This window comes from Ruminococcus sp. RTP21198st1_G1_RTP21198_201120 (assembly GCF_040924265.1).
Lineage (GTDB): Bacteria > Bacillota > Clostridia > Oscillospirales > Ruminococcaceae > Hominimerdicola > Hominimerdicola aceti.
This window is the reverse complement of sequence record NZ_JBCOMH010000014.1, coordinates 38,743-61,297: the sequence shown is the minus strand read 5'-3', so window position 1 is coordinate 61,297 and position 22,555 is coordinate 38,743. Positions and strand designations below refer to the sequence as shown.

General features: G+C 44.3%; 22 protein-coding genes. 5 read left to right on the top strand and 17 right to left on the bottom strand.

Going from position 1 to position 22,555, the window contains the following annotated elements; all coding sequences use genetic code 11:
- Positions 1 to 1,476, top strand: a complete 1,476-nt coding sequence (spoIVA, locus tag AB5627_RS10125; protein ID WP_022288481.1) for a stage IV sporulation protein A — start codon at positions 1 to 3, stop codon at positions 1,474 to 1,476.
- An 85-nt stretch (positions 1,477 to 1,561) separates the two neighbouring features.
- Here the strand turns inward: spoIVA and AB5627_RS10120 are convergent, their stop codons facing one another.
- The 8 genes from AB5627_RS10120 to AB5627_RS10085 form a co-directional block, all read right to left on the bottom strand.
- Positions 1,562 to 1,900: a hypothetical protein gene (locus AB5627_RS10120; protein WP_022288482.1), complete on the bottom strand. Its 339-nt coding sequence runs from the start codon at positions 1,898 to 1,900 to the stop codon at positions 1,562 to 1,564.
- A gap of 21 nt (positions 1,901 to 1,921) precedes the next feature.
- Positions 1,922 to 2,887: a 50S ribosomal protein L11 methyltransferase gene (gene prmA / locus AB5627_RS10115; RefSeq protein WP_022288483.1), complete on the bottom strand. Its 966-nt coding sequence runs from the start codon at positions 2,885 to 2,887 to the stop codon at positions 1,922 to 1,924.
- A 177-nt stretch (positions 2,888 to 3,064) separates the two neighbouring features.
- Positions 3,065 to 3,799 carry an ABC transporter ATP-binding protein gene (locus tag AB5627_RS10110; protein WP_022288484.1) on the bottom strand — a complete coding sequence of 245 codons (735 nt, stop codon included), beginning with the start codon at positions 3,797 to 3,799 and terminating at the stop codon, positions 3,065 to 3,067.
- Between the two features lie 27 nt (positions 3,800 to 3,826).
- The gene (locus AB5627_RS10105) at positions 3,827 to 4,681 is read right to left on the bottom strand and encodes an ABC transporter permease (protein ID WP_022288485.1); all 855 of its coding nucleotides are present in this window, start codon (positions 4,679 to 4,681) and stop codon (positions 3,827 to 3,829) included.
- Positions 4,682 to 4,686: 5 nt separating this feature from the next.
- Positions 4,687 to 5,811: a CDP-glycerol glycerophosphotransferase family protein gene (locus tag AB5627_RS10100; RefSeq protein ID WP_022288486.1), complete on the bottom strand. Its 1,125-nt coding sequence runs from the start codon at positions 5,809 to 5,811 to the stop codon at positions 4,687 to 4,689.
- Positions 5,811 to 6,647, bottom strand: coding sequence for a glycosyltransferase (locus tag AB5627_RS10095; RefSeq protein ID WP_022288487.1), 837 nt, complete (start codon positions 6,645 to 6,647; stop codon positions 5,811 to 5,813). The genes AB5627_RS10100 and AB5627_RS10095 overlap by 1 nt, the downstream gene beginning before the upstream one ends.
- A gap of 162 nt (positions 6,648 to 6,809) precedes the next feature.
- Positions 6,810 to 7,175 (bottom strand): MerR family transcriptional regulator, encoded by a 366-nt coding sequence (locus tag AB5627_RS10090; protein ID WP_022288488.1) that lies wholly within the window; start codon positions 7,173 to 7,175, stop codon positions 6,810 to 6,812.
- Positions 7,176 to 7,190: 15 nt separating this feature from the next.
- Entirely contained in the window at positions 7,191 to 7,913 is a 723-nt protein-coding gene (locus AB5627_RS10085) for a carboxymuconolactone decarboxylase family protein (RefSeq protein ID WP_022288489.1), read from the bottom strand.
- Between the two features lie 247 nt (positions 7,914 to 8,160).
- Between AB5627_RS10085 and AB5627_RS10080 the strand changes: the two genes are divergently transcribed.
- Positions 8,161 to 8,895, top strand: coding sequence for a D-Ala-D-Ala carboxypeptidase VanY (locus AB5627_RS10080; protein WP_022288490.1), 735 nt, complete (start codon positions 8,161 to 8,163; stop codon positions 8,893 to 8,895).
- 166 nt (positions 8,896 to 9,061) lie between these two features.
- On the opposite strand, the gene AB5627_RS10075 is transcribed toward AB5627_RS10080, so the two are convergent.
- Complete coding sequence (locus AB5627_RS10075) at positions 9,062 to 9,934, bottom strand: LysR family transcriptional regulator (protein ID WP_147340031.1); 873 nt, start codon at positions 9,932 to 9,934, stop codon at positions 9,062 to 9,064.
- Positions 9,935 to 10,133: 199 nt separating this feature from the next.
- Here AB5627_RS10075 and AB5627_RS10070 point away from each other — a divergent pair, with 199 nt between their 5' ends.
- The 3 genes from AB5627_RS10070 to AB5627_RS10060 are packed head-to-tail and all read left to right on the top strand — an operon-like array spanning position 10,134 to position 14,262.
- Positions 10,134 to 10,565: a MarR family winged helix-turn-helix transcriptional regulator gene (locus AB5627_RS10070; protein ID WP_242989182.1), complete on the top strand. Its 432-nt coding sequence runs from the start codon at positions 10,134 to 10,136 to the stop codon at positions 10,563 to 10,565.
- Positions 10,566 to 10,590: 25 nt separating this feature from the next.
- Positions 10,591 to 12,348, top strand: coding sequence for an ABC transporter ATP-binding protein (locus tag AB5627_RS10065; protein ID WP_368369830.1), 1,758 nt, complete (start codon positions 10,591 to 10,593; stop codon positions 12,346 to 12,348).
- Positions 12,349 to 12,360: 12 nt separating this feature from the next.
- Positions 12,361 to 14,262 carry an ABC transporter ATP-binding protein gene (locus tag AB5627_RS10060; protein ID WP_046441080.1) on the top strand — a complete coding sequence of 634 codons (1,902 nt, stop codon included), beginning with the start codon at positions 12,361 to 12,363 and terminating at the stop codon, positions 14,260 to 14,262.
- A gap of 101 nt (positions 14,263 to 14,363) precedes the next feature.
- On the opposite strand, the gene AB5627_RS10055 is transcribed toward AB5627_RS10060, so the two are convergent.
- The 8 genes from AB5627_RS10055 to AB5627_RS10020 all read right to left on the bottom strand — a co-directional run bounded on the left by AB5627_RS10055 (position 14,364) and on the right by AB5627_RS10020 (position 22,547).
- Complete coding sequence (locus tag AB5627_RS10055; protein WP_022288495.1) at positions 14,364 to 14,612, bottom strand: hypothetical protein; 249 nt, start codon at positions 14,610 to 14,612, stop codon at positions 14,364 to 14,366.
- Positions 14,613 to 14,691: 79 nt separating this feature from the next.
- Positions 14,692 to 17,475 (bottom strand): right-handed parallel beta-helix repeat-containing protein, encoded by a 2,784-nt coding sequence (locus AB5627_RS10050; RefSeq protein ID WP_368369829.1) that lies wholly within the window; start codon positions 17,473 to 17,475, stop codon positions 14,692 to 14,694.
- A 206-nt stretch (positions 17,476 to 17,681) separates the two neighbouring features.
- Positions 17,682 to 18,491 (bottom strand): RnfABCDGE type electron transport complex subunit B, encoded by an 810-nt coding sequence (locus AB5627_RS10045; protein WP_117957683.1) that lies wholly within the window; start codon positions 18,489 to 18,491, stop codon positions 17,682 to 17,684.
- A gap of 22 nt (positions 18,492 to 18,513) precedes the next feature.
- A complete protein-coding gene (locus AB5627_RS10040; RefSeq protein ID WP_368369828.1) occupies positions 18,514 to 19,752 on the bottom strand; it encodes a 2-hydroxyglutaryl-CoA dehydratase in 1,239 nt (412 codons plus the stop codon).
- A 48-nt stretch (positions 19,753 to 19,800) separates the two neighbouring features.
- Entirely contained in the window at positions 19,801 to 20,370 is a 570-nt protein-coding gene (locus AB5627_RS10035; RefSeq protein WP_022288499.1) for an electron transport complex protein RnfA, read from the bottom strand.
- A 2-nt stretch (positions 20,371 to 20,372) separates the two neighbouring features.
- On the bottom strand, positions 20,373 to 21,056 hold the full coding sequence (gene rsxE, locus AB5627_RS10030; protein WP_022288500.1) for an electron transport complex subunit RsxE: 684 nt from the start codon (positions 21,054 to 21,056) through the stop codon (positions 20,373 to 20,375).
- On the bottom strand, positions 21,049 to 21,609 hold the full coding sequence (locus tag AB5627_RS10025) for an FMN-binding protein (protein ID WP_022288501.1): 561 nt from the start codon (positions 21,607 to 21,609) through the stop codon (positions 21,049 to 21,051). Before AB5627_RS10025 ends, rsxE begins: the two co-directional genes overlap by 8 nt.
- Positions 21,606 to 22,547: an RnfABCDGE type electron transport complex subunit D gene (locus tag AB5627_RS10020; protein ID WP_022288502.1), complete on the bottom strand. Its 942-nt coding sequence runs from the start codon at positions 22,545 to 22,547 to the stop codon at positions 21,606 to 21,608. Before AB5627_RS10020 ends, AB5627_RS10025 begins: the two co-directional genes overlap by 4 nt.
- Positions 22,548 to 22,555 lie beyond the last annotated feature (8 nt).

Sequence of the window (22,555 nt, the reverse complement as noted above, 5' to 3'; positions counted from 1 at the left end):
ATGAAAAACGATATTTACACCGACATTGCCACACGGACGGGGGGCGATATCTATATAGGCGTGGTAGGTCCTGTCCGCACGGGAAAATCCACCTTTATAAAGCAGTTCATGGAGCAGTTCGTTATACCGAACATTGAAAGCGACTACCGCAAGGAGCGTGCCATTGACGAGCTGCCCCAGTCCTCCGCAGGCAAGACTATCATGACCACTGAGCCTAAGTTCATTCCTGAGGAGGCTGTAAACATCACCCTAGAGGGCGGAGCAAGCTTCAACGTGCGAATGATAGACTGTGTGGGCTACATAATCCCAAGCGCCATAGGCTACATTGAGAATGAAGCCCCGAGAATGGTGGTCACACCGTGGTTTGACACGGAAGTGCCTTTCAACATGGCGGCTGAGGTGGGAACGCAAAAGGTCATAACAGAACATTCCACCATAGGTCTTGTGGTGACGACAGACGGCAGTATCACCGACCTTCCACGAGAAGAATACGAGGAATGTGAGGAGCGTATAATCGACGAGCTGAAGCAGATAGGCAAGCCGTTTGTGGTGCTTATGAACACCACTGAGCCTTACTCTCAGCAGACAAAAGACCTTTGCGAACAGCTTTCCGACAAATATGGCACTACAGTTATGCCTATAAACTGTTTGGAGCTTTCGGAAAAAGAGATAAAAGAGATACTTACGCTTCTGCTATACTCTTTCCCTGTGAAAGAGATAAACATCTCAATGCCCTCATGGATAAACTCTCTTGACAAGGGTCACTGGCTGAAAGAAGCGGTTTTCGGACATATCAAGGAAGCGGCTTCAGCCGTGACAAATCTTCGTGACATTTCAGACTGTGCCGAAAAGATATGCTGCTGTGAGCAGGTGTCCTCAGGCTCGGTGGCTGAGATAGACCTTGGAAAAGGCTCGGCTGTCATAAAGGTGGAACTTGACCCTGCGCTGTTTTTCAGGATAATAGGCGAAGCCACAGGGCTTGAGATAAAGGACGAAAACGACCTTATGCCGAGAATTTTGGAACTTGTGAAGATAAAAGAACGTTTCTCGAAATTCAGCTCTGCCCTTGATGAAATGGAGAAAACAGGCTACGGAATAGTTATGCCTGAAATGAACGAGCTGACCCTTGATGAGCCTGAGATAATAAAGCAGGGTGGAAAATACGGTGTAAGGCTCAAAGCCGCCGCACCAGCTATTCACCTGCTGAAAACCACTATCAACACCGAGGTAGCACCTATCGTCGGCTCGGAAAAGCAATCTGAGGAGCTTGTGCTTTATATGCTCAACGATTTTGAGGAATCGCCTGAAAAGATATGGGAGTCAAACATTTTCGGCAAGTCACTCCACGAGCTTGTGAGCGAGGGTCTGCACACAAAGCTTTCAAAGCTTCCTGAGGACGCACGCATGAAGATAAAGGAAACTATCGAGCGCATGATAAACGAGGGCTGTTCGGGACTTATCTGTTTTATTCTCTAAGAGTTTCATAAATGAAAATAAACTGATCCACCAAAAAAAGCGTTACACTGTGAAAAGTGCAACGCTTTTTATCTTGTATAAAGTGTTAATTTACTCCCTCTGCAAAGCTGATCGGCACACCGAAAAGCACGCCTGCATTAGGCTGTGAAAGGTCGCCTGTAACATCAGTTATCGCCTTTCTTGCAACATCTACCTGATCGTCTGCAACGGCAACGAAAATTGTCTTGCCCTTTTGTGCAGCATCCTCGCCGCTGAGAATAGATCTCAGAACGCCGATCATAGGCAGATTATCCATTGTAGAAATAGATTTCGCCATTCCCACGCTGTCAATGACCGTTCCTCCTCTTATGCCTGCCTGTGCCAGCGAACGCATGATTTCGTCTACTAACTCGATTCTCTTGATAACCAAAAACAATAACTGCATTTTGATCCGTCCTTTCATCTCTTATTTCCTGAATGACGCAGCCACCCAGTCTTCTTTTTCTCTTATCTCAATAAGCTCAAAGCCCTCTGCTTTAAGCCTGTCAAGCACCTCATCTTTTCTCTGGTCGATTATACCTGAAACTATGAGCGTTCCGCCGTCTTTGATAAATCCGCCGAAAATCCCGCTCATGCCTATAAGAACATCTGCCACGATATTTGCACAAAGCAGGTCATAGCCTGTGCCTATCTGCTCCACCAGAGCCTTATCGTCTATGATATTTCCGCAGTAAGCTGTATACTTTTCTGCGCTTATATGGTTTTTCTCTGCATTTTCCTTTGCTATCTTAACAGAATTTTCGTCAACGTCCACCGCTGTTGCACTTTCAGCACCAAGGAGCAATGCGCCGATAGAAAGTATTCCGCTTCCGCACCCAAGGTCAAGTATCCTGTCGCCCTCATGGAGATTTTTCTCCACAAGCTCCAGACAAAGCTGGGTTGTGTTATGCTGACCTGTGCCGAAAGATGAGGCAGGGTCTATTTCCAGTATCTTTCTCTTTTCACCCTCAGCGACCTTTTCCCATGACGGCTTTATAAGAAGCTTTTCGCCAACGCAAAGGGGCTTGAAATACTGCTTCCAGTTGTTCGCCCAGTCCTCTTCCTTAACGTTTTTAAGCTCATATTCAAGCCTGCCGAACTCATTGTTCACGTCACGCTTTTTGAGCGCTTTAAGCTCCAGCTTCATAGCTTCAAGATTTTCAAGACCCTGAGCGTTCTCAGGGAGATAAACTGTCACCGTAGTTTCACAGTTTTTTAGTCCCATAAGGTCATCATCTATATAATCCCAGTTGCCGTCCTTATCATCAAGAAAGTCCTGAAAATCCTTTGCGTCCTTGATAACAAAGCCGTTTATACCCATTCCAAGCAGACTTCCCGTTACTGCTTCGATGCCTTCTGTTGTGGTATATATATCCATTTCAACCCAATTCATAATATCAATTCCTTTCGATAATATCTTATTATAACACATTTTTGCGATTTTGTAAAGCTTTTTGACTATGATTTATTATACAAAATTAAATATTGATAATTGTATACACTTATCAAATATCAACTATAACAAGAGTAAACAAAAAGCTTCCCGTCAAAAAACGAAAAGCTTTCATGATCATTTTTTCTTATCGTAAGCGTCAAAGGCTTCCTCAACAGTGCCGTCCACCTGCACCTTGCCGTCTTTTAGGAATATCGCCCTTGTACAAGTTTCCTCGATAGCCTTGCGTGAGTGGGAAACGAACAGTACCGTTACACCAGTGGAGATAACATCATTTATCTTGTCACGGCACTTCTTCTGAAAGTCTGCGTCGCCAACGCTCAGTGCCTCGTCAACAACGAGGATATCAGGCTTGATATTTATATTGATAGCAAAGCCAAGACGCATTTTCATTCCGCTTGAATATGTTCTTACAGGTTGGTCGATATACTCTCCAAGATCTGCAAAATCAATTATATCCTGCTCTATCTCCTTTATCTGATCGTCATTAAGACCGAGTAGATAGCCCTTTAGATAGATATTTTCCATACCCGTCATATCCAGTGAAAAGCCTGCTGTAAGCTCAAGCAATGCGGCAACCTTTCCTCTTACAGTGATAGTGCCACTGTTTGGAAAGCTTACGCCTGTTATCATTTTCAGAATGGTCGATTTTCCTGCACCGTTCTTTCCGATAATTCCCACAGACTCGCCTGGGTATATCTTGAAGCTCACGCCTTTAAGGGCAGGGTGCTTCTTTACTCCCCTGTTTTTTGTGAAAATAGCCTTAAAGCGTGCCTTTTCGTTTTTATATAAAAAGTATTCTTTTTTTACGTCCAAAAATTCAATAATTGGCTCAGTCGCTTGATTTTCCATTTAAAAGTCAGTTCCTTTCAGCCTTTGTTACAGAACGTCAGGAAGTATCTTCCTGAACTTCTTATAGGTGTGCGCTCCGAGGAATATCATAAAGATAAACTCCGCATAGAACACCATAGTTTCGGTGGTATAGTTAGAATCAAAAATAAACGTGTCTGTAAGAAAGCTCTTTCTATAGCCGTTTACAAAATAGTTTATAGGGTTGAAATACATGAGCTTTCTCAGCCACAAAGGTGAGATATCATATGTGTTCCAGAATATACCTGAAAGCCAGAAAAGTCCTGTTATAACAGAGTTTATAAGGTTTTCAAAATCCTTGCTGAACGCACTGAGAGGAGCAGTCATCCACGAAAGCACAAGGAAGAAAAAATACATCATCAGCGCATAATAGATAAACTGAAGATTGTAAATACTCGGTCCAAAGCCCAGACACAGCAACACCACATACATTATAGCACACAGCAAAATGTGGATATAAAGTCCCGAAAGTGAGGTAAAGGTCATGATATTTGAAACAGGGAAGGACAGCTTTGTTACAAACTGCTTGTTGCTTCTTATTGACCTCGATCCTCCAACGATACATTCTGAAATATAAAACCACGGCACATAGCCGGTGAGCATGAAAACGAACTGAGTATACTTTCCGTTAATGAAATGCACTCCACCGTTTCTTTTTAAACCTATCTCAAAGGCGAACCACAGTATAAAAAGGGTAAAGGTCGGCTTTATAAGCGCCCAAATCGGACCTAACGCCGCGCCCTTATACTTCTTTTTCAGCTCGTTCACCGACAACATTCTTATCTGTCTGAGCTTTCCCTTATGCTCTTTCAATATCTGGGTAAGCCCGAACCAATCAAACTTTTTTCCTTCTATTTTTATCATCTCCGTCAAAAACGCTCTTTTTCCAAAGCGCTGTCGATTATTCTTTCCGTTGACCTGCCGTCGCAGGCAGACATATATTTTTCTGTGAAACGCTCCACGCCCTCACGGTCAAAGCTCTTTTCACTGTCAAGCACAGCTTGTGCAAGCTTCTCTCCCTCCGTCACCAAAGGCGCAGGCATATCTATTTTATAATCAAGATAAAAGCTCCTGCCCTTGCTGTAGCTCTCAATATCAGGGGCAAATATCACCCACGGCTTTTTATACAGTGCATACTCGAACACAAGCGACGAATAGTCCGTCACAAGCACATCTGCCACAGGCATGAGCCTGTTTGTAGCAATATCGCAGTTAGTCAGCCCGCTGTGAAGTCTGGGGTGCATTTTTATAATGACTTTCCAAGCCTCCCCAAGCTTTTTTTCAAGCTCTGCGGCATACTCCTCGCCCACGCAATGACAATCCAAAGCATTCCCCCTGAACGTCGGCGCATAAAGCACTATCTTCTTGCCCTTATAGTCGGGATATCTCTCAAAAAACTCACGTCTGCACTGCTCGTTGTAGCTTTCATCAAAGAACACGTCCGTACGGCTGACGCCAAGGGGCTTTACGATATCTTCTTTCAGCCTGAACGCAGACACAAAAGCCTTTACGCACTCTTTACTGCTCACAGTGATAAGGTCAAAATTCCTTGTAACAGAGCCTTTGAAATGGGAAGATATATCCTCCTCGCTGTCATAGCCGAACTTTTTCAATGCTCCGCAGGAATGCCAAAGCTGAATCACTGTCGTTTCCTCACGCTTTTTGCAGGAAGTCACAGGCACAAAATAGTTGCATATGAACACAGCCCTTGCATTTGCGTAAGCTTTCATAAAGCTCATCATATATTTAAGCCCCGAGACCATTCCACAGCTTGAAAGGTCGCAGTACATCTCCCTGACCTTATAGCCACGGCTTTGAAGCTCCGCTTTTATAAGCTCCATGCTCTCAGGAGTAGAAACGCTGTTAAGGTCTGCAAGGATAACGAGCTTTTTGTCTATATCCTTTTTCTTTGACAACTTGTAGCACAGCGGCAAAAGCGTTTTTTGCAGTGCTGATTTTATGTGCTGTCTTATTATACGTTTGCGGCTCTCCATTATCCCCTAAGAAACCTCTTATATATCTTGCCTGTCAGCGATTTCGGCATTATGAAAATGAAAAACTGAAAAGTGCATGGAACAATAAAGTCCCACAGATTTGAATATCCCATACGGAATATCTTCCACCTGACATTCACAAAGGACTTTGTGTTCGCCCAGTTTCTTCTTCTCTCATAATTGTTCGCCGTAACTCTGTACATCACAAGCGTTTTGTCAAGATTTATTCCCCTTGCGCCGTCCGCAAGCATTTTCACCACGAACTCATAGTCCTCACAGCGTTTTATATTGCTGTAACCTCCCACGCTCAAAGCACGGGATTTCTTATAAACAAGGGTCTGATTATTGAACGGATTTCTCCGCCTTGCATATTTGTGTATTTCTTTATTGGTCAATGGCGTTTTCTTTGTGGCTATCACTTCGCCCGTCTGACTGTCGAACTCGTCTATATAAGCCCCAAGCATATCTATCTCAGGGTGCTTCGCCAAAGCATAAAGCGACCTTTCACAGCGGTCAGGCTTAGCGATATCGTCAGAGTCCATTTTGACTATATACTCATTTTTGCAGGCGTCTATACCTCTGTTAGCGCATCTTCCTGTGCCAACATTCTCCTTGAGCCTTATGGGGTGAAAGCACTCGTAATTCTCCTCATAGTAGTCTACTACCTCGTCAAGCTCTTTTGTGAGCTTTCCATCGCACACAAGCACAAAATCGTTCGTCACATAGGTCTGTGACAGCATACTCTCGATACTTGCCCTGAGATGTTCAGGCTTCTCTCCTGCATAAACAGACATAAGCACGCTGTATTCAGGCAACTCCACATTTTTCACTACCATAGCGCACCGTCCTTTTTTCATTCTGTCAAAATTATCCCCACAAATCTGTAAGCTATTCCATTATACCATTAAAACCGCTGTTTGTCAACGCAGGCGGGGCTGTTAAAACAACACAAAAAGGGCGGCATTTTACTGCCGTCCTTTGTATCATGACCTTATCCGTCACTTTATGACCTTAGCGCATATCTTTTCATAATTGTCTATCTTATAGTTGAGTCTGTCGATAGTCGCAGCTATCTCAGCCTGCTTTTCAAGGAGATCTTTTCTCTGCTCGATAAGCAGATTTTTTCTTGCCTCGATAGTGCTGTCGCCCTGCTGATACAAAGCAACATACTCGATAAGGGCCTCTATTTGCAGACCTGCGCCTCTCATGCACTTTATGAACTCTATCCAATTGCATGAACTTTCATCATAGTCCCTAAGACCGCTTCTCGTTCTCGGCACAGGCGGAATAAGTCCTATACGCTCATAGTATCTCAGTGTATCGGGTGTAAGCCCATATTTCTCACTAACTTCAGAAATAGTCATAGCTTTACCTCTCTATTAAAGTGCATTATACTGCTCGTCTGAAACAGGCTCGCACCACTCGTTCGATGCGCCCTCGGCAGGTATCTCAAGAGCAACGTGCGTGAACCACTCGTCCTTTGTTGCACCGTGCCAATGCTTTATCTCCGGAGCAATGTAAACAACATCACCAGGGTGTAGCTTTCTTGCAGGCTGACCCCATTCCTGATACCAGCCCTCGCCATCTGTACAAAGAAGTATCTGTCCGCCCTTGTGGTGGATATGCCAGTTATTTCTGCACTTTGGCTCAAAGGTAACGTTGAACACGCCTACGCCCTTGACATTCAGCGGTTTAAGATAGCTGTTACCTATAAAATACTGAGCAAAGTTCACATTAGGCTCGCCAAGACCGAAAAGTGAATCTGAGCAGCCGTCCTTTTCCTCAGCATACGCTTCCCTTACCATTGGAAAGACAGCCCAAGCGTTAGGCCAGCCAACATAGAATGCAGCGTGAGTGATGATCTCCACCATTTCAGTCTTTGTTACTCCGTGATTTTTAGCATTCTCGATATGATATTTGATAGAATTGTCTGTAATGCCCTTTGCCATAAGAGCTGTTACCGTAACGATACAACGGTCTCTCAGTGAGAGCTTGTCCTCTCTTGACCATACCTCGCCGAAAAGAACGTCATCATTAAGCTCTGCAAATTTAGGAGCAAGGTCGCCAAGACTATTTCTGCCTGCTGTCTGTTTTACTGCCATGGTAATTACCTCCTAGAGTTTTATTTATTGATTACATTTTACCACCTGGAGTTAGCTCCAAGTCAAGACCTTTTCTATAAAATCGTCGATATGCACAAATCGTCATGCAAAATTTGTTATCACCGACAATAGGTTAATGCTAGTCCGACACATTAAGAAAATCTTATGAAACAGTTAAGCTAATACTCGTGCGAAAGCTTCTTTAGTATGGTATCATTGATACAGTAAAAGCAAAGGAGCGGTCATTATGACAAATAAAAACAAAAAGCATATCGTAATTGCCACTGCAATTATTATTTTGGTTGTGGCATTGCTTATATACAGATATTACATTCCTGATATGAAGCCCAAGAAGCAATCCACACCTGCATCAGTGGAATACACCTATGACGACAGCGTGACTTCATCTCAGCTTGCAGAGTATAAAGCCCGGCAGGACTGGCAGCTCACATTGGTGAACAATGACACGCCTATATGCGAGAATTGCTCAGTGATACTCACCGCCCTTGACAATGGTCAGGCAGTGGACTGCCGCATTTACCCACAGCTTCAGAAAATGTTTGATGACGCACGCTCGCAGGGGATATATCCAACTATCACATCATCGTTCCGCACCGCAGAGGATCAGCAGGACATACTTAAGAGCAAATATGAACACTATCAGAAAATAGGCTACAGCGACAAAAAGGCGAAAGCCTATGCGGAAGAATGGGTGGCAATGCCCGGCACAAGCGAACACGAGCTTGGTCTGTGTGTCGATATCGCAAGCGGTGACAGCAGAGTTACAAATCAGGAAGTATGGGATTGGCTCGCCAAAAACAGCTACAAATATGGCTTTATAGAGCGTTACACAGCCGAAAAGCAAGATATTACCGGTATTATTCCAGAAGAATGGCACTACAGATATGTTGGCGAAAAGGCGGCAAAGGAAATGTATGAAAATAACCTCTGCCTTGAAGAATATTTACAGAATGTGTCATAAAAATGAAATTATGTACCCATTGTTTGATATGTAATACTGCGGGCGAACGCTGTTCGCCCCTACCACTTATTGATATGCGATTTTATGTATGGGCGACCTGAGGTCGCCCACTAATTATTTTCTTTGCAACATTCACAGCGCTGTATCACCCACCGATACAGTGCTTTTATTTTGCAAACTGATTTTTGAGTATCCCAAGCATATCCTTTGCCTGCTTTTCAAGCTGCGACCTGAGATAATAGACACCGAAAGATATCTCTTTCACGCCTTTTATTGGTATCGCTTTTAGCGGACCTTTGTAAGCGTCCTCTATGGCGGGGAAAATCATAAACCCCAGCCCCGCTTCCGCCATTGCAACTGCGCTTTCATAATCTCCACAGAATATTATCTTATCCACCTTGCCGTTCGCAAGTATCCTGTGCTGCAAGGCAAATATCTCGTCAGGACAGGTGTGGCGCTCTATAAAAATAGGTCTGCCTGAGATATCGTCCACATCAAGGCTATCCGCCTTTGCAAGAGGGTGATCTTTCTGGCAAAGGCACATAAACTGACAGCGGCAAAGCTCCACATAGTCAAAAGGCTGTTTATGAGGACTTTTAAATGACAGAAGAAGCTGTATCTTCTGATCTTTGAGCTGATTGTCTATAGACTTGAACGGAGTAAGATCTATATACGGCAAAAGATCATCATAAAGCCTGGACATTTCTCTTAGGGCAGGAGTCAAAACGTTCAGCTCCGCCTGATTGTGACAGCCTATGCTTATCCTCACAGGTTCGTCCTCAAGCTTTTCTGACAGCCTGAATTTTGCTGAGCCTGCTATTTTAAGTATCTGCTCTGCGTCTGAAATAAACATTATACCCTCTCTTGTGAGCGAAACGCTCTTGCTCGTTCGCACGAAAAGCTTCACCCCTAGTTCGTCCTCCAAAGAACCTATCTGGTGGCTCACCGCAGGCTGAGTGATGCTCACAGATTCCGCCGCCTTGGAAAAGTTAAGATACTGCGCCACAGCCAAAAAGCACTCCAATTGTACAGTATTCACAAAAACCGCCCCTTTATGTTTGTTTATTTCCGCAAATTGTTTCGTTTGGTAAACAATTCTTAATAAAAATTAAATTTGATAGCAATCTATAAAATTCTTTTATTAATTATAACATATTTGTATTTCACTTTCAAGTAAAAATGTGATATTATTAATTAAAGCAAAATGTTAGGCGCAAAAATGTAAGGAGGCGAACAATTTGGCGGATAACAGAAAAAAGAACATCCTGCGGTATTCCAAATACATTCATCTGAAAATAGAATGTGAGATAAACACCATGCTCGCAGGCAAGGGTATAACCGCCGCTCAGAGCCATGTGCTTATGTACATAATGGAACATAATGGCGAGCCTGTTTTCTCAACAGCGATACACCACGATCTGAATATTTCCCGTGCGACGGTATCAGGGCTTATAAAAAAGCTCCGTGCAGGAGGATATCTCTCCTATGAGGGCAGTGATGATGACGAACGTCACAAGAAGATAATAGCAACCGAGAAAGCCTATACCCTCCAGCAGGACATTTGCGACTGTCTTAAAAAGATAGAAACAATGGCTTTCCGTAATTTTACAGATCAGGAGCTTGACGAAATGGAACGGCTCCAGAAAAAAATGATAGCCAATACAATATAAAAATAAGCGAGAGGAGGGATCTGGCTTGAAAGAAATACTAGCACAGATCAAACAGTACAAGAAGGACTCCATTCTGACCCCTGTCTTTACCGCACTTGAGATCTTTATGGAAATGCTTCTGCCTTTTATAATGGCGAAGATAATCGACGACGGCATTGAAAAGGGCAACATGACAAACGTTTATATTTTTGGTGGCGTAATGGTAGTGGCGGCAATGGTCAGCCTGCTTTCGGGCTTTCTTGCAGGAAAATATGCGGCTTCGGCTTCATCAGGCTTTGCCTGCAATCTTCGTGAAGCTATCTACCGCAAGGTGCAGACCTATTCGTTCTCAAACATCGACAAGTTCAGCACCGCAGGTCTTGTAACAAGAATGACAACTGACGTTACAAACGTTCAGAACGCATACCAAATGATAATCCGTATTGCAGTGAGAGCGCCGCTGATGCTCATCTGCTCAATGGCAATGTGCTTTGCAGTAAGCGGCTCAATGAGCACCATATTCCTTGCAGCTATCGTTCTTCTTGGCATAGTTCTCGGAATTATCGTTAAAAAGACGATGAAAGTTTTCACAGAGGCTTTCAAAAAGTATGACGACCTTAACGCAAGCATACAGGAAAACGTATCGGCTATCAGAGTTGTAAAGGCATATGTAAGAGAGGACTTCGAGCAGAAGAAATTCAAGAAAGCCTCAGGCAACCTCTATAAGATGTTCGTAAAGGCTGAGAGCCTTATCGCACTGAACAGCCCTGTTATGATGTTCGTTATCTACTCCTGCATAATGCTCATAAGCTGGCTTGGCGCAAAGAATGTTGTTGCAGGTACGATGACAACAGGCGAGCTTTCATCTGTTTTCACATATGTTATCTCCGCCATGATGTCACTTATGATGCTCTCTATGATATTCGTTATGATATCAATGAGTACAGCAAGTATCAGACGTATCTCAGAGATACTCAAGGAAACACCTGATCTTCACAACGGTGAGAACCCAGCAAAGGATATGAAAGACGGCTCTGTTGACTTCAACAATGTAAGCTTCTCATACAAGCATGGAAGCGGAAAAATGGTGCTTAACAATATCGACCTGCACATCAAGTCCGGCGAAACTATCGGCATCATAGGCTCAACAGGCTGCGGAAAAACAAGCCTTGTAAATCTTATCAGCCGTCTTTATGACGTTGACGAAGGTTCTGTATGCGTTGGCGGCAAGGACGTAAGAGATTACGATATGGAATATCTGAGAGATCAGGTTTCTGTAGTATTGCAGAAAAACGTGCTTTTCTCAGGCACTATCCTTGACAACCTACGCTGGGGCAACGAAAATGCCACAGACGCCGAGTGTATCGAAGCCTGTGAAGCTGCCTGCGCTGACGAGTTCATTGAACGCTTCCCTGAAAAGTATGAAACTTATATCGAGCAGGGCGGCACAAACGTATCAGGCGGACAGAAGCAGCGACTTTGTATCGCAAGAGCGCTTCTGAAAAAGCCAAAGGTTCTTATCCTTGACGACTCCACAAGCGCAGTAGACACTGCAACAGACGCAAAGATAAGAGCGGCATTCGCAAAGTCTATCCCAGGCACAACAAAATTCATTATCGCACAGAGGATCTCAAGCGTCCAGGACGCCGACAGGATAATAGTTCTTGACGGTGGCAGAGTAAACGGCTTTGACACACACGAAAAGCTTGTTGAAACAAACGAGATATACCGTGAGATATATGAATCTCAGGTAAAGGGCGGCGGAGATTTCGACGTTCAGTCAGCAGGAAAGGAGGAAGCTTAAATGCCTAAGCCAATGAATAAAGAAATGGGCGGCAAGCCTAAAATGTCAGGCGACCAGATGAAAGTCCTCGGCAGAGTAATGAAATATATGCTCAAAAACTATAAAATCTCATTTATAATAGTTGTGGCGTGCATACTTATTCAGGCTGTCACCACACTTGCGGGAATGATGTTCATGCAGTCACTTGTTGATGACTACATCACACCGATGCTAAAGACCTCCAGCCATGATTTTTCACCACTTGCAAAGGCTCTCGGCGGTCTTGCAGTAGTATACGTTGTGGGCATTGCGGCTTCATACGCATACAACAGGATAATGGTAAACATCGGTCAGGGTACGCTGAGAAACATAAGAGATGATCTGTTTCTCAACATGGAAACACTTCCTATCAAGTATTTTGACACGCACCCGCACGGTGACATCATGTCAGTATACACAAATGACGTTGATACTCTCAGACAGTTTATCAGCCAGAGCATACCTCAGCTTATAAACTCTCTTGCAACACTTATATCCACCCTCGTTTCCATGATAGTCCTCAACATTCCTCTTACCATACTCTCTATCGCAATGGCATTTGTAATGGTAAAGGTGACCAACGATCTCGCTTCAAAGTCAGGAGCGCACTTTGCGGCTCAGCAGCGTGACCTTGGCGCAGTTGACGGCTTTATCGAAGAAATGCTTGACGGACAGAAAGTAGTAAAAGTGTTCTGTCACGAGGATAAAGCAATAGAAGACTTTGTAAAGATAAATGACAAGCTGAGAGTCAGCGCAAACGAAGCTAACAAGTACGCTAACATCATGATGCCGATAAACGCAAATATCGGAAACCTCAGCTATGTGCTTTGTGCCATTGTGGGAGCTATCCTTGCCATAAACGGCTATGCAGGTCTTACCCTCGGCACTATCGTAACATTTGTATCCCTTAACAAGAACTTCACACAGCCTATCACACAGATAAGCCAGCAAATGGCATTCGTTGTTCAGGCTACCGCAGGCGCAGGCAGAGTGTTTGACCTCCTCGACCAGAAGCCTGAAACAGACGAGGGCTATGTTGAGTTCGTTAATGCAAAATATAACCTGAACGGTGAGCTTGAAGAGTGCAAAGAGCGTACAGGCATATGGGCTTGGAAGCATCGTCATCAAGCTGACGGCACTGTTGACTACAAGAAAATGGAGGGCGAGGTCGTATTTGACGGTGTTGACTTCGGATATGACGACAGCAAGATAGTTCTTCATGACGTAAAGCTTTTTGCAAAGCCTGGTCAGAAGATAGCTTTTGTAGGCTCAACAGGTGCAGGAAAGACAACTATCACAAATCTTATCAACCGCTTTTATGACATTCAGGACGGCAAGATACGCTATGACGGAATAAACATTACAAAGATAAAGAAGCCTGCTCTGAGAAAAACTCTCGGCATAGTTTTGCAGGACACACACCTTTTCACAGGCACAGTAATGGAAAATATCCGCTACGGCAACCTTGATGCCACCGACGAGGAATGTATGGCAGCCGCAAGACTTGCAAACGCAAATGGCTTTATAGAAAGACTTCCTGACGGCTACAACACTGTTCTCACAGGCGACGGCTCGAACCTTTCACAGGGTCAGCGTCAGCTCATAGCCATTGCAAGAGCGGCAGTCGGCGATCCTCCTGTTCTTATCCTTGACGAGGCTACCTCCTCTATCGACACAAGAACAGAGAGTCTTGTTCAGGCTGGTATGGACGCTCTCATGCAGGGCAGAACAACATTCGTTATCGCCCACAGACTTTCAACTGTCAGAAACTCAGACTGCATAATGGTACTTGAGCAGGGCAGGATAATCGAGCGTGGCACACATGACGAGCTTATTGCCAAAAAGGGCAAGTATTATCAGCTCTACACAGGAAACTTCGCAGAAGAAACAGCATAAAATAGGCTATTCCGCCCAAAGGAAAACGCCACGGAGAGAATATCTCCGTGGCGTTTTTGTGCAATAAAAATGCGGCTGACAAAAGCCAACCGCAATAAATCTTATTCTTCTTCCTCTTCGTCCTCATCGAAATCTTCTTCATCGATGCCCATTGGACGAGGCATATCATCTGTCATAGGCTCATCTGCTCTTCTGAAATATGAGTCGAAATCAAAACGTCCCATGCAGATACGCTCCCAGTATGGTTTACCCGGCTCAAGCACCATAACATTATGCTCATGAACTTCGATAACATCATAGATCTTGCCGTATGAATCCTTTACCTGATCGCCCTTTACAACATTGGTCATTATATTCACCTTCCTTGTCATATCTTGAATTATACCACATTATAAGAGCCTTGTCAATCGGCTTGGAAAATTTTTTGCCCTAAATACTTACCTTCTTCACAGCCGACCACTTGCCGTACACTTTGGTCTTGCCAATTGTCTTATAATCCCTTGCCTTGACGTAATATGTCTTTTTGCTTTTAAGACCTTTTATTGTGCCTTTGTTCTTTGAGTTTCCGCTGAGCCACAAGGACTTGCTGTTCTTAAAGCCGCTGTTGTCGGCATATGACACTTGATAGCCTGAATTTGAGCTGTGCTTTGCAAGAGTTACCGCTATCTTCTTTCCGCTCTTGTCGCCCTTGGCAGAAATGCTCTGTCCCTGTGGGTTTATCTTGAAAGTCTTTGTTATCTTACCTGTGTAGCTTCCCTTCCCTGTGACAGTCACCTTAGCAGTGCCTATGTCCTTGTTTGCGGAGTAGCTTACAGTATAGTCCCTGTCCTTTTTGAGGGTGACATTTCCGTCCTTTACAGTGACAGCAGGCTTCAGCGCCTTACCTGTCCACACCTGATCTGACACCTTGACAGACGCCTTCCCGACAGATCTTTTCGTTGCTGATCTTACCTTTATCTCAGCGGAATATCCGCCGTATACCCTTTTGCCTGACACAGTTTCATAACAGCGTACTTTGTAATAATAATCTGTGTTCGCCTTGAAAGATCCATCTGTAAACTTTCCTTTTGCAGTCGTCCCCACGGCAGAGTATTTTCCCTTTGCGCCTGTTTTCCTGTATATCTCATAGCCGCATTTGTTAGTTGATCTGCCAGAAAAGCTGATCTGTATATCCGTGTTATTCACAGAATTCACAGACAATCCTGATACTTTCGGCAGGCTGATAGAAGAATCAGCGCTCTTTGACACTGCCGCAGACTTTGAGCCGTTCACAGCGTTGTCTTTCAGCGAAGCCTTGCTGTGAGAGCTTACGCTTATGCCGCTTTTTCCTGAGCCACTTATGCTGTTTGAATTTACACTCACAGAACTGCTGTAATTTGACACGCAAATGCCGTTCTGCTTGCTGTTTGATATCTTATTTGAGCTTAGAACCACACTGCCGCAGCGGTCTGTAACAAGCAATCCATGCTTGCCTGCGCCAGAAACAGTGTTTGAAGCCGCCTTGCCAGAAGCGTTCTTGCTGAACACGATACCATGCCCCACGGCATTTTTAACTTTGTTGCCTGAGCACTCGCCCTTTGATCCGTTATAAATAAGAATGCCCGTGTCCCCCGCCTTTGAAATGCTGTTGGACTTTATCACAGCGGAAGAATTTGCAGCCACTGCTATACCATGCTTTTTCGCTGAATTTACGCTGTTTGAGCTTGCAATATTGTTCTCAGAGCCGTTGTAGATATTTATTCCGTTCATTCCAACGTTCTCTATGGTATTGTTCTCAAGGGTATTCCCTGAGCTGTCAGTAACGGAAGCACCGTTTCTGGCTGAGCCTGAAATATAGTTATCTATTATCTTTATATTATCACACTCGTTGAGAGTAAGACCATTTTTATCCTTGTAATTAATACCGTCCTGCTTTGTAACGAGAATATTTGATTCGATACTGCAATTCTCAGCGTCATTAAGTGCGATAGTGGTTCCGTTGCTCTCGATTCGATTTTCGAGGATCTTTACTCCTGCCACTCTGAAATTATAGTCAGGGATAACACCATTGTCCTTGACCTCATACCCTGTCAGGCGTATGCCGCTTGTAATGCCATATTCGTCATCACCGCTTACAGAGATAGTGTTAGATGAAATAACAGAGTTTGCGTCGTCCTCAAAGCCGTCAACCGCTTCCTCCATAGACTTCACCACAGGGGGATTGAAATTGTTGTTAGGCAGGCTGGACATTGCCTTGAAGTCTATACCGCTTGCGCAGTTTGTGATAGTGTTATTTGTTATGGTACAATTCTTATAATTGTACATTATCATTGCCACATCGTCGAGGTTTTCAAAAACGTTGCCCTCAATAAGGATATCTGTATAATAGATACCCAGAGTGGCGGAATGAGAACCAAGACCTCTGCAAATGCCTGAGAAAAGATTATTCTTTATGACCACATTTTCGCATGATGTATCGTCAAAAGGCGCATAGCCTGCAAAAACTCTGCTGTTGTTCATGCAATCAAGCTGAATGGCTTCTTTTTTCCTGTAGCCTGTATATCCTGTAAAAGTACAGCCCTCTATGGTGACGTCAGCCGCACCGCCTATCTCCATATGATGACCGTTCTCGTTATTTTTGACGTGCATATCTTTCAGAAGAATATTTCTGCAATGTGCAAATCTGATATTTGAAAAATCTGCGGTATTTGGCCACTGATCTGTGTTTCCGTTCCAAAGCCCGCCCTCGACGATAACATTTTTAACGCCGTCATAGCCGCCGACACCATTATTATCACACCTGAGCATAGGTCCATAGGAAATGCACCTTTTTATCTCAACGCCCTCTTCACAGTATATCCAAGTATCGCTGTATACCACAAGTGCAGAAGAAATAAGATACGTTCCCTTTGGTATCACGACCTTTGTGAAAATGCCCTGTCCTGAATTTTCCTGTGCAGCGTCAAGCGCCTGCTGTATCTGCTTTCCGGTCATGGCGTTTCCTGTGTTGTCTGCACCGAAGTCATTAACCACGTTATAAGTGACGATTTTCATGCCGTCTGTATCAAAATACGCACCTGTCACAGCCGTATCTGCCGCTTCTGCCACCGATGTTATAGCCGTAGAGAAGCCCTCGGGGATCACTGTGATAACGAGCAAGAGCGTTGTCAAAAGTGCCGCTATCCGTCTGAAAACGTTTTTTTTACTGATAATTCTGTAGTCTTTGATGTTCATTCTGCTGTGTTCTCCTTAAAGTTCGGCTATATTTTTCTTGCCGCTGACAATTATTCGTACAAATAGTATTATAAATCATTTATAAGTATCTGTCAACAAATGCTAAACTTTTCGTGAACACTGCACAAATTTGGCTGTGTATTTTTGGCACAAAAAAAAGCTCCCCTGACGCATAAACGTCAAGAGAGCCTTTAAAGCAAAATATTTTACTGCACTTCCACTTTTTCGCCCATGATAGATCTGATAGCGTGGACACGGCACACCTCTGCACACTTTCCGCAGTTTGTACACTTTTCATAGTCGATAACAGCGTGGTTGTTCTGCACTGTAACGGCACCTGACGGACAGTTTTTCTCGCACAGCTTACAGCCTATACAGCCGTTAGGACAAACAGACCTTGTCACTCTGCCCACATCTCTTGATGAACAGCAGATATCCACAGCCTGAGAGATCCTTCTCACTGCGATAAGACCATTTGGACAGGCTTTTGCGCAAAGCCCACAGCCCATGCACTTTGCTTTGTCGATAACGGCAATGCCGTCAACGATAGATATTGCCCCCTGAGAGCAGACCTTGATACAATCGCCGTAGCCTAAACAGCCGCTTGTGCAAAGCTTGCTTCCGTCATAAAATCTGTTGCACGCCGCACAGCTCTGAATGCCGTCAAAATCGTATTTATGCGGTGTATGAGAGCAATCTCCCGAACAGCGCACGAAAGCCACCTGTGGCTCTGCTGCAGTCACTTCAACGCCCATTATCTCGGCTATCTTCTTTGCAGCAGCCTCGCCTCCCGGACGGCAAAGGTTACATTCTGCACCTTTGTTCACGATAGCGTCGGCATAGTCTGCACAGCCCGAAAAGCCACAAGCGCCACAGTTTGCCTGCGGAAGCGCTTCTGCGATAGCGTCGACACGCTCATCCACCTCAACGGCAAAAACTTTTGAAGCCACCGTCAGCAGAACGCCTGCCAATATGCCCAAAGCGGCAAATATAGCCAAAGGGATCAAATATTCCATATCATTCTCCTCTTTCAGAATTTCAGTTTTTGTTGTGTTTCATTATATTATTATCCATAAAATCAAGGGTCATCTTAATGCGGTTTTTGATATTAACGTCCGCTGTTCCCGAATCGTGATCGACCGCCGTTATGATGCTGTCTGGGTAGAGCTTTTTTATACGCTTTATTATGCCTCTTGCACAGGTGTGGCTCACAAGGCAGCCAAACGGCAACAGCATCACAACACCTTTGCAGCCGTTCTTCAACGCTGAACACATTTCTGCACCGATAAGCCAGCCGTCCCCCATTGTTTCGCCAAGGCAGCCAAAGTTTTCACCGTAGCTTTTCAAGGATCTATAGTCTTCCATAGGCTCGAAACCGTTTTGTACAAGTGCAGAATTCATTTTGCACCAAAGCGTTTTCATATAGGCAATAAGGACTTTTGCTCCCACACCTGCCAAGGTTTTTCTTCCGTAAATGTTATCATCATTTGTACAGGAATCGACAAGGTACATTATGTATGGAACAAAGCCGCTCATATATATCTGACAACCGAGATCACGGAGGTATTTCTCCGTTTCGCCGTTGCCGAGAGCACAGAATTTTATGTAAAGCTCCCCTGTTACGGCGACCTTTTTGACCGATCTGCTTTTATCACAATTTATTGTAGCAAAGCTTTCGCATATCTTGCGGAATATGACGCACATTGAGATTGGATCGGCTGCTTTGCCATGTTCAAAGAGCCGTGACAGCCTGCTGTTCCATAGGCGGACTTTATCAAGCGTTTCACCCTTTTTTAGTTCATAGGGTGAAAGCTCATTATAAAGATACAAAAGCAAGTCACTGTAATAGATCGCTGCACAAGCCGTCAGCACCATTTTAGGCGTTATGGAAAATCCGCTGTGTTTCTCAACGCCGCTGACATTAAGTGACACCACAGGAACATTTTGCAGACCGGCTTTCAAAAGAGCTTTTCGCAGCAGCATAATGTAATTGCACGCTCTGCACCCTCCTCCTGTTTGAGGCAGCAGCAGGGCTGTTTTTGCGGTGTCATATTTGCCGCTTTTCAATGCACATATGAACTGTCCTATTATGAGGTTGCAGGGAAAGCAGACATCATTATTTGAATATTCCCAGCCTGCGTTTATCATTTGTGACCGACTGTATTCGTTCACCCCGATAACGTCGCACTTATATCCACCGCTAAGAAATGCATATTTAAGCAGCGGAAAGTGGAAGTCAAGCATTGATGGTATCAATATAGTGTGGGTCTTTTTCATCGGCTTTGTAAATTCAACCCTTGATCGTTTCATATCGATAAATTATTATCAGATTATTCCCGAAAAGCCCATAAAGCTTAGCGAAACGATAGACGCCGCAATGAGCGTTGCAGGTACGCCCTTGAAAGTTTCAGGAAAATCGCAGTTTTCTATCCTTGCTCTTACTCCGCTGAAAAGCAAGAGGGCAAGAGTAAACGCAAGTCCTGTTCCAAGTGCGTTTGTGAGGGACTGAAGAAAATTATAGCCGTTGTCTATGTTTCCGATAGTAACACCGAGAACTGCACAGTTGGTTGTGATAAGAGGCAGATAAACGCCCAGTGCCTTATAGAGAGGCGGCATCATCTTTTTCATGACTATCTCAACAAGCTGAACGAACATTGCTATAACAAGTATGAACGCCACTGTTTTTAGATACTCTATACCGAAATGCTCAAGCAGTCTGTATACAGGATATGTGATAGCTGTTGCGCATATCATAACGAATATTACTGCTGCGCCCATTCCCACAGATGATTTCATCTGCTTTGATACGCCAAGGAAAGGACATATTCCCATGAACTGAGAAAGCACAACGTTATTTACGAACACACAGCCGATAAGTATAAGTATGTAGCTCATTTTTATGCCTCCTCACTCTCTGTTCTGCACTGACCCTTGCACAAAGCCGCATTCGGACAGCCTGAGCAGGAAATCTCCTTTGGCGGCTTCTTGTTCGCTATCTTGTTCACAAGTGCGATAAGACAGCCAAGCACGAAAAATCCGCCTGCCGGCATGATGAACACTGTCATAGGATCGTCGCACAGGAAAGGTATCTTGAAGCCGAACCATGAGCCTGTGCCAAGTATCTCTCTTATAGAACCCATTGTGAAAAGTGAAAGTGTAAATCCAAGACCCATTCCAAGTCCGTCAAGTATGGACGGGAATATCTTGTTCTTGCTGGCAAAAGCCTCCGCTCTGCCAAGGATAATACAGTTTACCGTGATAAGGGACAGGAATACGCCTAATGCACTGTAAAGCTCAGGTATATAGCCTTTCATAAGAAACTCGATAAGAGTAACGAAGCCTGCGATTATTACGATAAAACAAGGCAGTCTTACAGCCTTTGGGATAACGTTTTTCAAAAGGGATATAACAAAGTTTGAGCAGACAAGCACGAACGTTGTGGCAAGTCCCATGCCGATACCGTTTTTCGCCATTGTTGTGACCGCAAGCGTCGGACACATACCAAGAAGCGTAACAAGAGTCGGGTTTTGCTTTATGATACCCTTTGTAAATTCATACAGATTAGAATTTTTCTCAGCCATTGAGTATCTCCTCCTTATGCTCGTCAAAAAGCTTCACAGCCTTTTTGCACGCAGATTTCATTCCCTTTGAAGAATAGGTGGCAGCGGTAACATTGTCGATAGAATTTTCATCAGTGTCAACACCAAAGCCCTTTAGCTTTGAAAGAAAACTATCGTCCTGCACCTTTGTGCCAAGACCCGGAGTTTCGCCTATAGAGAGAAATTCTATCCCCTCGACAGTTCCCTCGCTGTTTATACCAATAAGCAGATGAAGTCCACCCTTTGAATAGCCGTCCTCAGTTATCTCGATAACGCATCTGCCGTTATCCTTGTCTGTGATAATGGAGTTCACGCCCTCTGTGTCGAACGTAACAGGCGTCTTGCTGTCACCCTCGCCGTCAAGCATTATCTCATAATCGCCCTTGCCGAATATCTCCTCACAGCCCTTTTTCATATCGTCTGTAAGAACACCTGTATTGTCAACATATGTGGCATTATAGGCAAGCACCAAAAGTCCGCTGACAACTATACATATTATAGTCAGCACCAATGGAGGCATTATTTTATCTTTCATTCAGACTTCGCCTCCTTCTTCTTTGATATAGCCCCTAAAGGCTTTGTTTTTGTTATCATGTCGATATATGGTGTAAGTATATTCATAAGCAGTATGGAGAATGAAACGCCCTCAGGATAAGAGCCGAAGAAACGAATCACACAAGTGATGATACCACAGCCGATACCGAATATCACCTTGCCTGTTTTTGTAACAGGAGTTGTAACATAGTCAGTTGCCATGAAGAATGCACCGAGCATTACGCCGCCTGCAAGTATCTGATAGATGCCGTCCTCGCCGCAAAGATATGAGAACACGAAAACTGTGCCGATAAATGCAAGAGGTGTATGTACTGAGATTATCTTCATCATTATAAGGTATATGCCGCCAATGAGCAATGCCGCCGCAGACACCTCGCCAAGACAGCCGCCTACTTTTCCAAGGAAAAGGTCGAGATAATCGGCAGGGGCGGAATGTGCCGCCGCAAGAGGTGTTGCACCTGTTACGATATTGTCAGGATCATAGAAAGGCACTACCCAATGGGTCATGTTGCCTGTGAAAGCAAGCATAAGAACTATTCTTCCCACGATAGCAGGGTTGGCAAAATTCTGTCCCAGACCGCCGAAAAGCTGCTTTACTATAACGATAGCAACGAATGTGCCGATAGCAGCCTGCCAATAAGGCATTGTCACAGGGAGATTGAACGCCAAAAGCATACCGGTCACAAGTGCCGAAACGTCCTTTGTGGAATCAGGCCTTTTCATTATAAGATTGCAAAGCCTTTCCCATATGAGTGCCGTTATCATGCAGAAGCCTGTGAGCATAAGCGCACGTCCGCCGAAAACGTAGGCAGACATTGCAAGTGCAGGGCAAAGCGCCACAAGCACATGGGTCATCACCTTAGAGGTAGAAATATTATCCCTTATCTGAGGTGAAGGGCTTACCAGCATTTTTTCCATATTTTCTT

Bases quoted from the DNA above. Each gene is read 5' to 3' on its own strand.
- AB5627_RS10035 (WP_022288499.1), bottom strand. From the start codon at position 20,370: ATGAGCTACATACTTATACTTATCGGCTGTGTGTTCGTAAATAACGTT.
- AB5627_RS10100 (WP_022288486.1), bottom strand. From the start codon at position 5,811: ATGGAGAGCCGCAAACGTATAATAAGACAGCACATAAAATCAGCACTG.
- AB5627_RS10020 (WP_022288502.1), bottom strand. From the start codon at position 22,547: ATGGAAAAAATGCTGGTAAGCCCTTCACCTCAGATAAGGGATAATATT.
- AB5627_RS10045 (WP_117957683.1), bottom strand. From the start codon at position 18,491: ATGGAATATTTGATCCCTTTGGCTATATTTGCCGCTTTGGGCATATTG.
- AB5627_RS10040 (WP_368369828.1), bottom strand. From the start codon at position 19,752: ATGAAAAAGACCCACACTATATTGATACCATCAATGCTTGACTTCCAC.
- AB5627_RS10025 (WP_022288501.1), bottom strand. From the start codon at position 21,609: ATGAAAGATAAAATAATGCCTCCATTGGTGCTGACTATAATATGTATA.
- AB5627_RS10080 (WP_022288490.1), top strand. From the start codon at position 8,161: ATGACAAATAAAAACAAAAAGCATATCGTAATTGCCACTGCAATTATT.
- AB5627_RS10055 (WP_022288495.1), bottom strand. From the start codon at position 14,612: ATGACCAATGTTGTAAAGGGCGATCAGGTAAAGGATTCATACGGCAAG.
- AB5627_RS10050 (WP_368369829.1), bottom strand. From the start codon at position 17,475: ATGAACATCAAAGACTACAGAATTATCAGTAAAAAAAACGTTTTCAGA.
- rsxE (WP_022288500.1), bottom strand. From the start codon at position 21,056: ATGGCTGAGAAAAATTCTAATCTGTATGAATTTACAAAGGGTATCATA.
- AB5627_RS10060 (WP_046441080.1), top strand. From the start codon at position 12,361: ATGAATAAAGAAATGGGCGGCAAGCCTAAAATGTCAGGCGACCAGATG.
- spoIVA (WP_022288481.1), top strand. From the start codon at position 1: ATGAAAAACGATATTTACACCGACATTGCCACACGGACGGGGGGCGAT.
- AB5627_RS10085 (WP_022288489.1), bottom strand. From the start codon at position 7,913: ATGGCAGTAAAACAGACAGCAGGCAGAAATAGTCTTGGCGACCTTGCT.
- AB5627_RS10090 (WP_022288488.1), bottom strand. From the start codon at position 7,175: ATGACTATTTCTGAAGTTAGTGAGAAATATGGGCTTACACCCGATACA.
- AB5627_RS10120 (WP_022288482.1), bottom strand. From the start codon at position 1,900: ATGCAGTTATTGTTTTTGGTTATCAAGAGAATCGAGTTAGTAGACGAA.
- AB5627_RS10105 (WP_022288485.1), bottom strand. From the start codon at position 4,681: ATGATAAAAATAGAAGGAAAAAAGTTTGATTGGTTCGGGCTTACCCAG.
- prmA (WP_022288483.1), bottom strand. From the start codon at position 2,887: ATGAATTGGGTTGAAATGGATATATATACCACAACAGAAGGCATCGAA.
- AB5627_RS10095 (WP_022288487.1), bottom strand. From the start codon at position 6,647: ATGGTAGTGAAAAATGTGGAGTTGCCTGAATACAGCGTGCTTATGTCT.
- AB5627_RS10110 (WP_022288484.1), bottom strand. From the start codon at position 3,799: ATGGAAAATCAAGCGACTGAGCCAATTATTGAATTTTTGGACGTAAAA.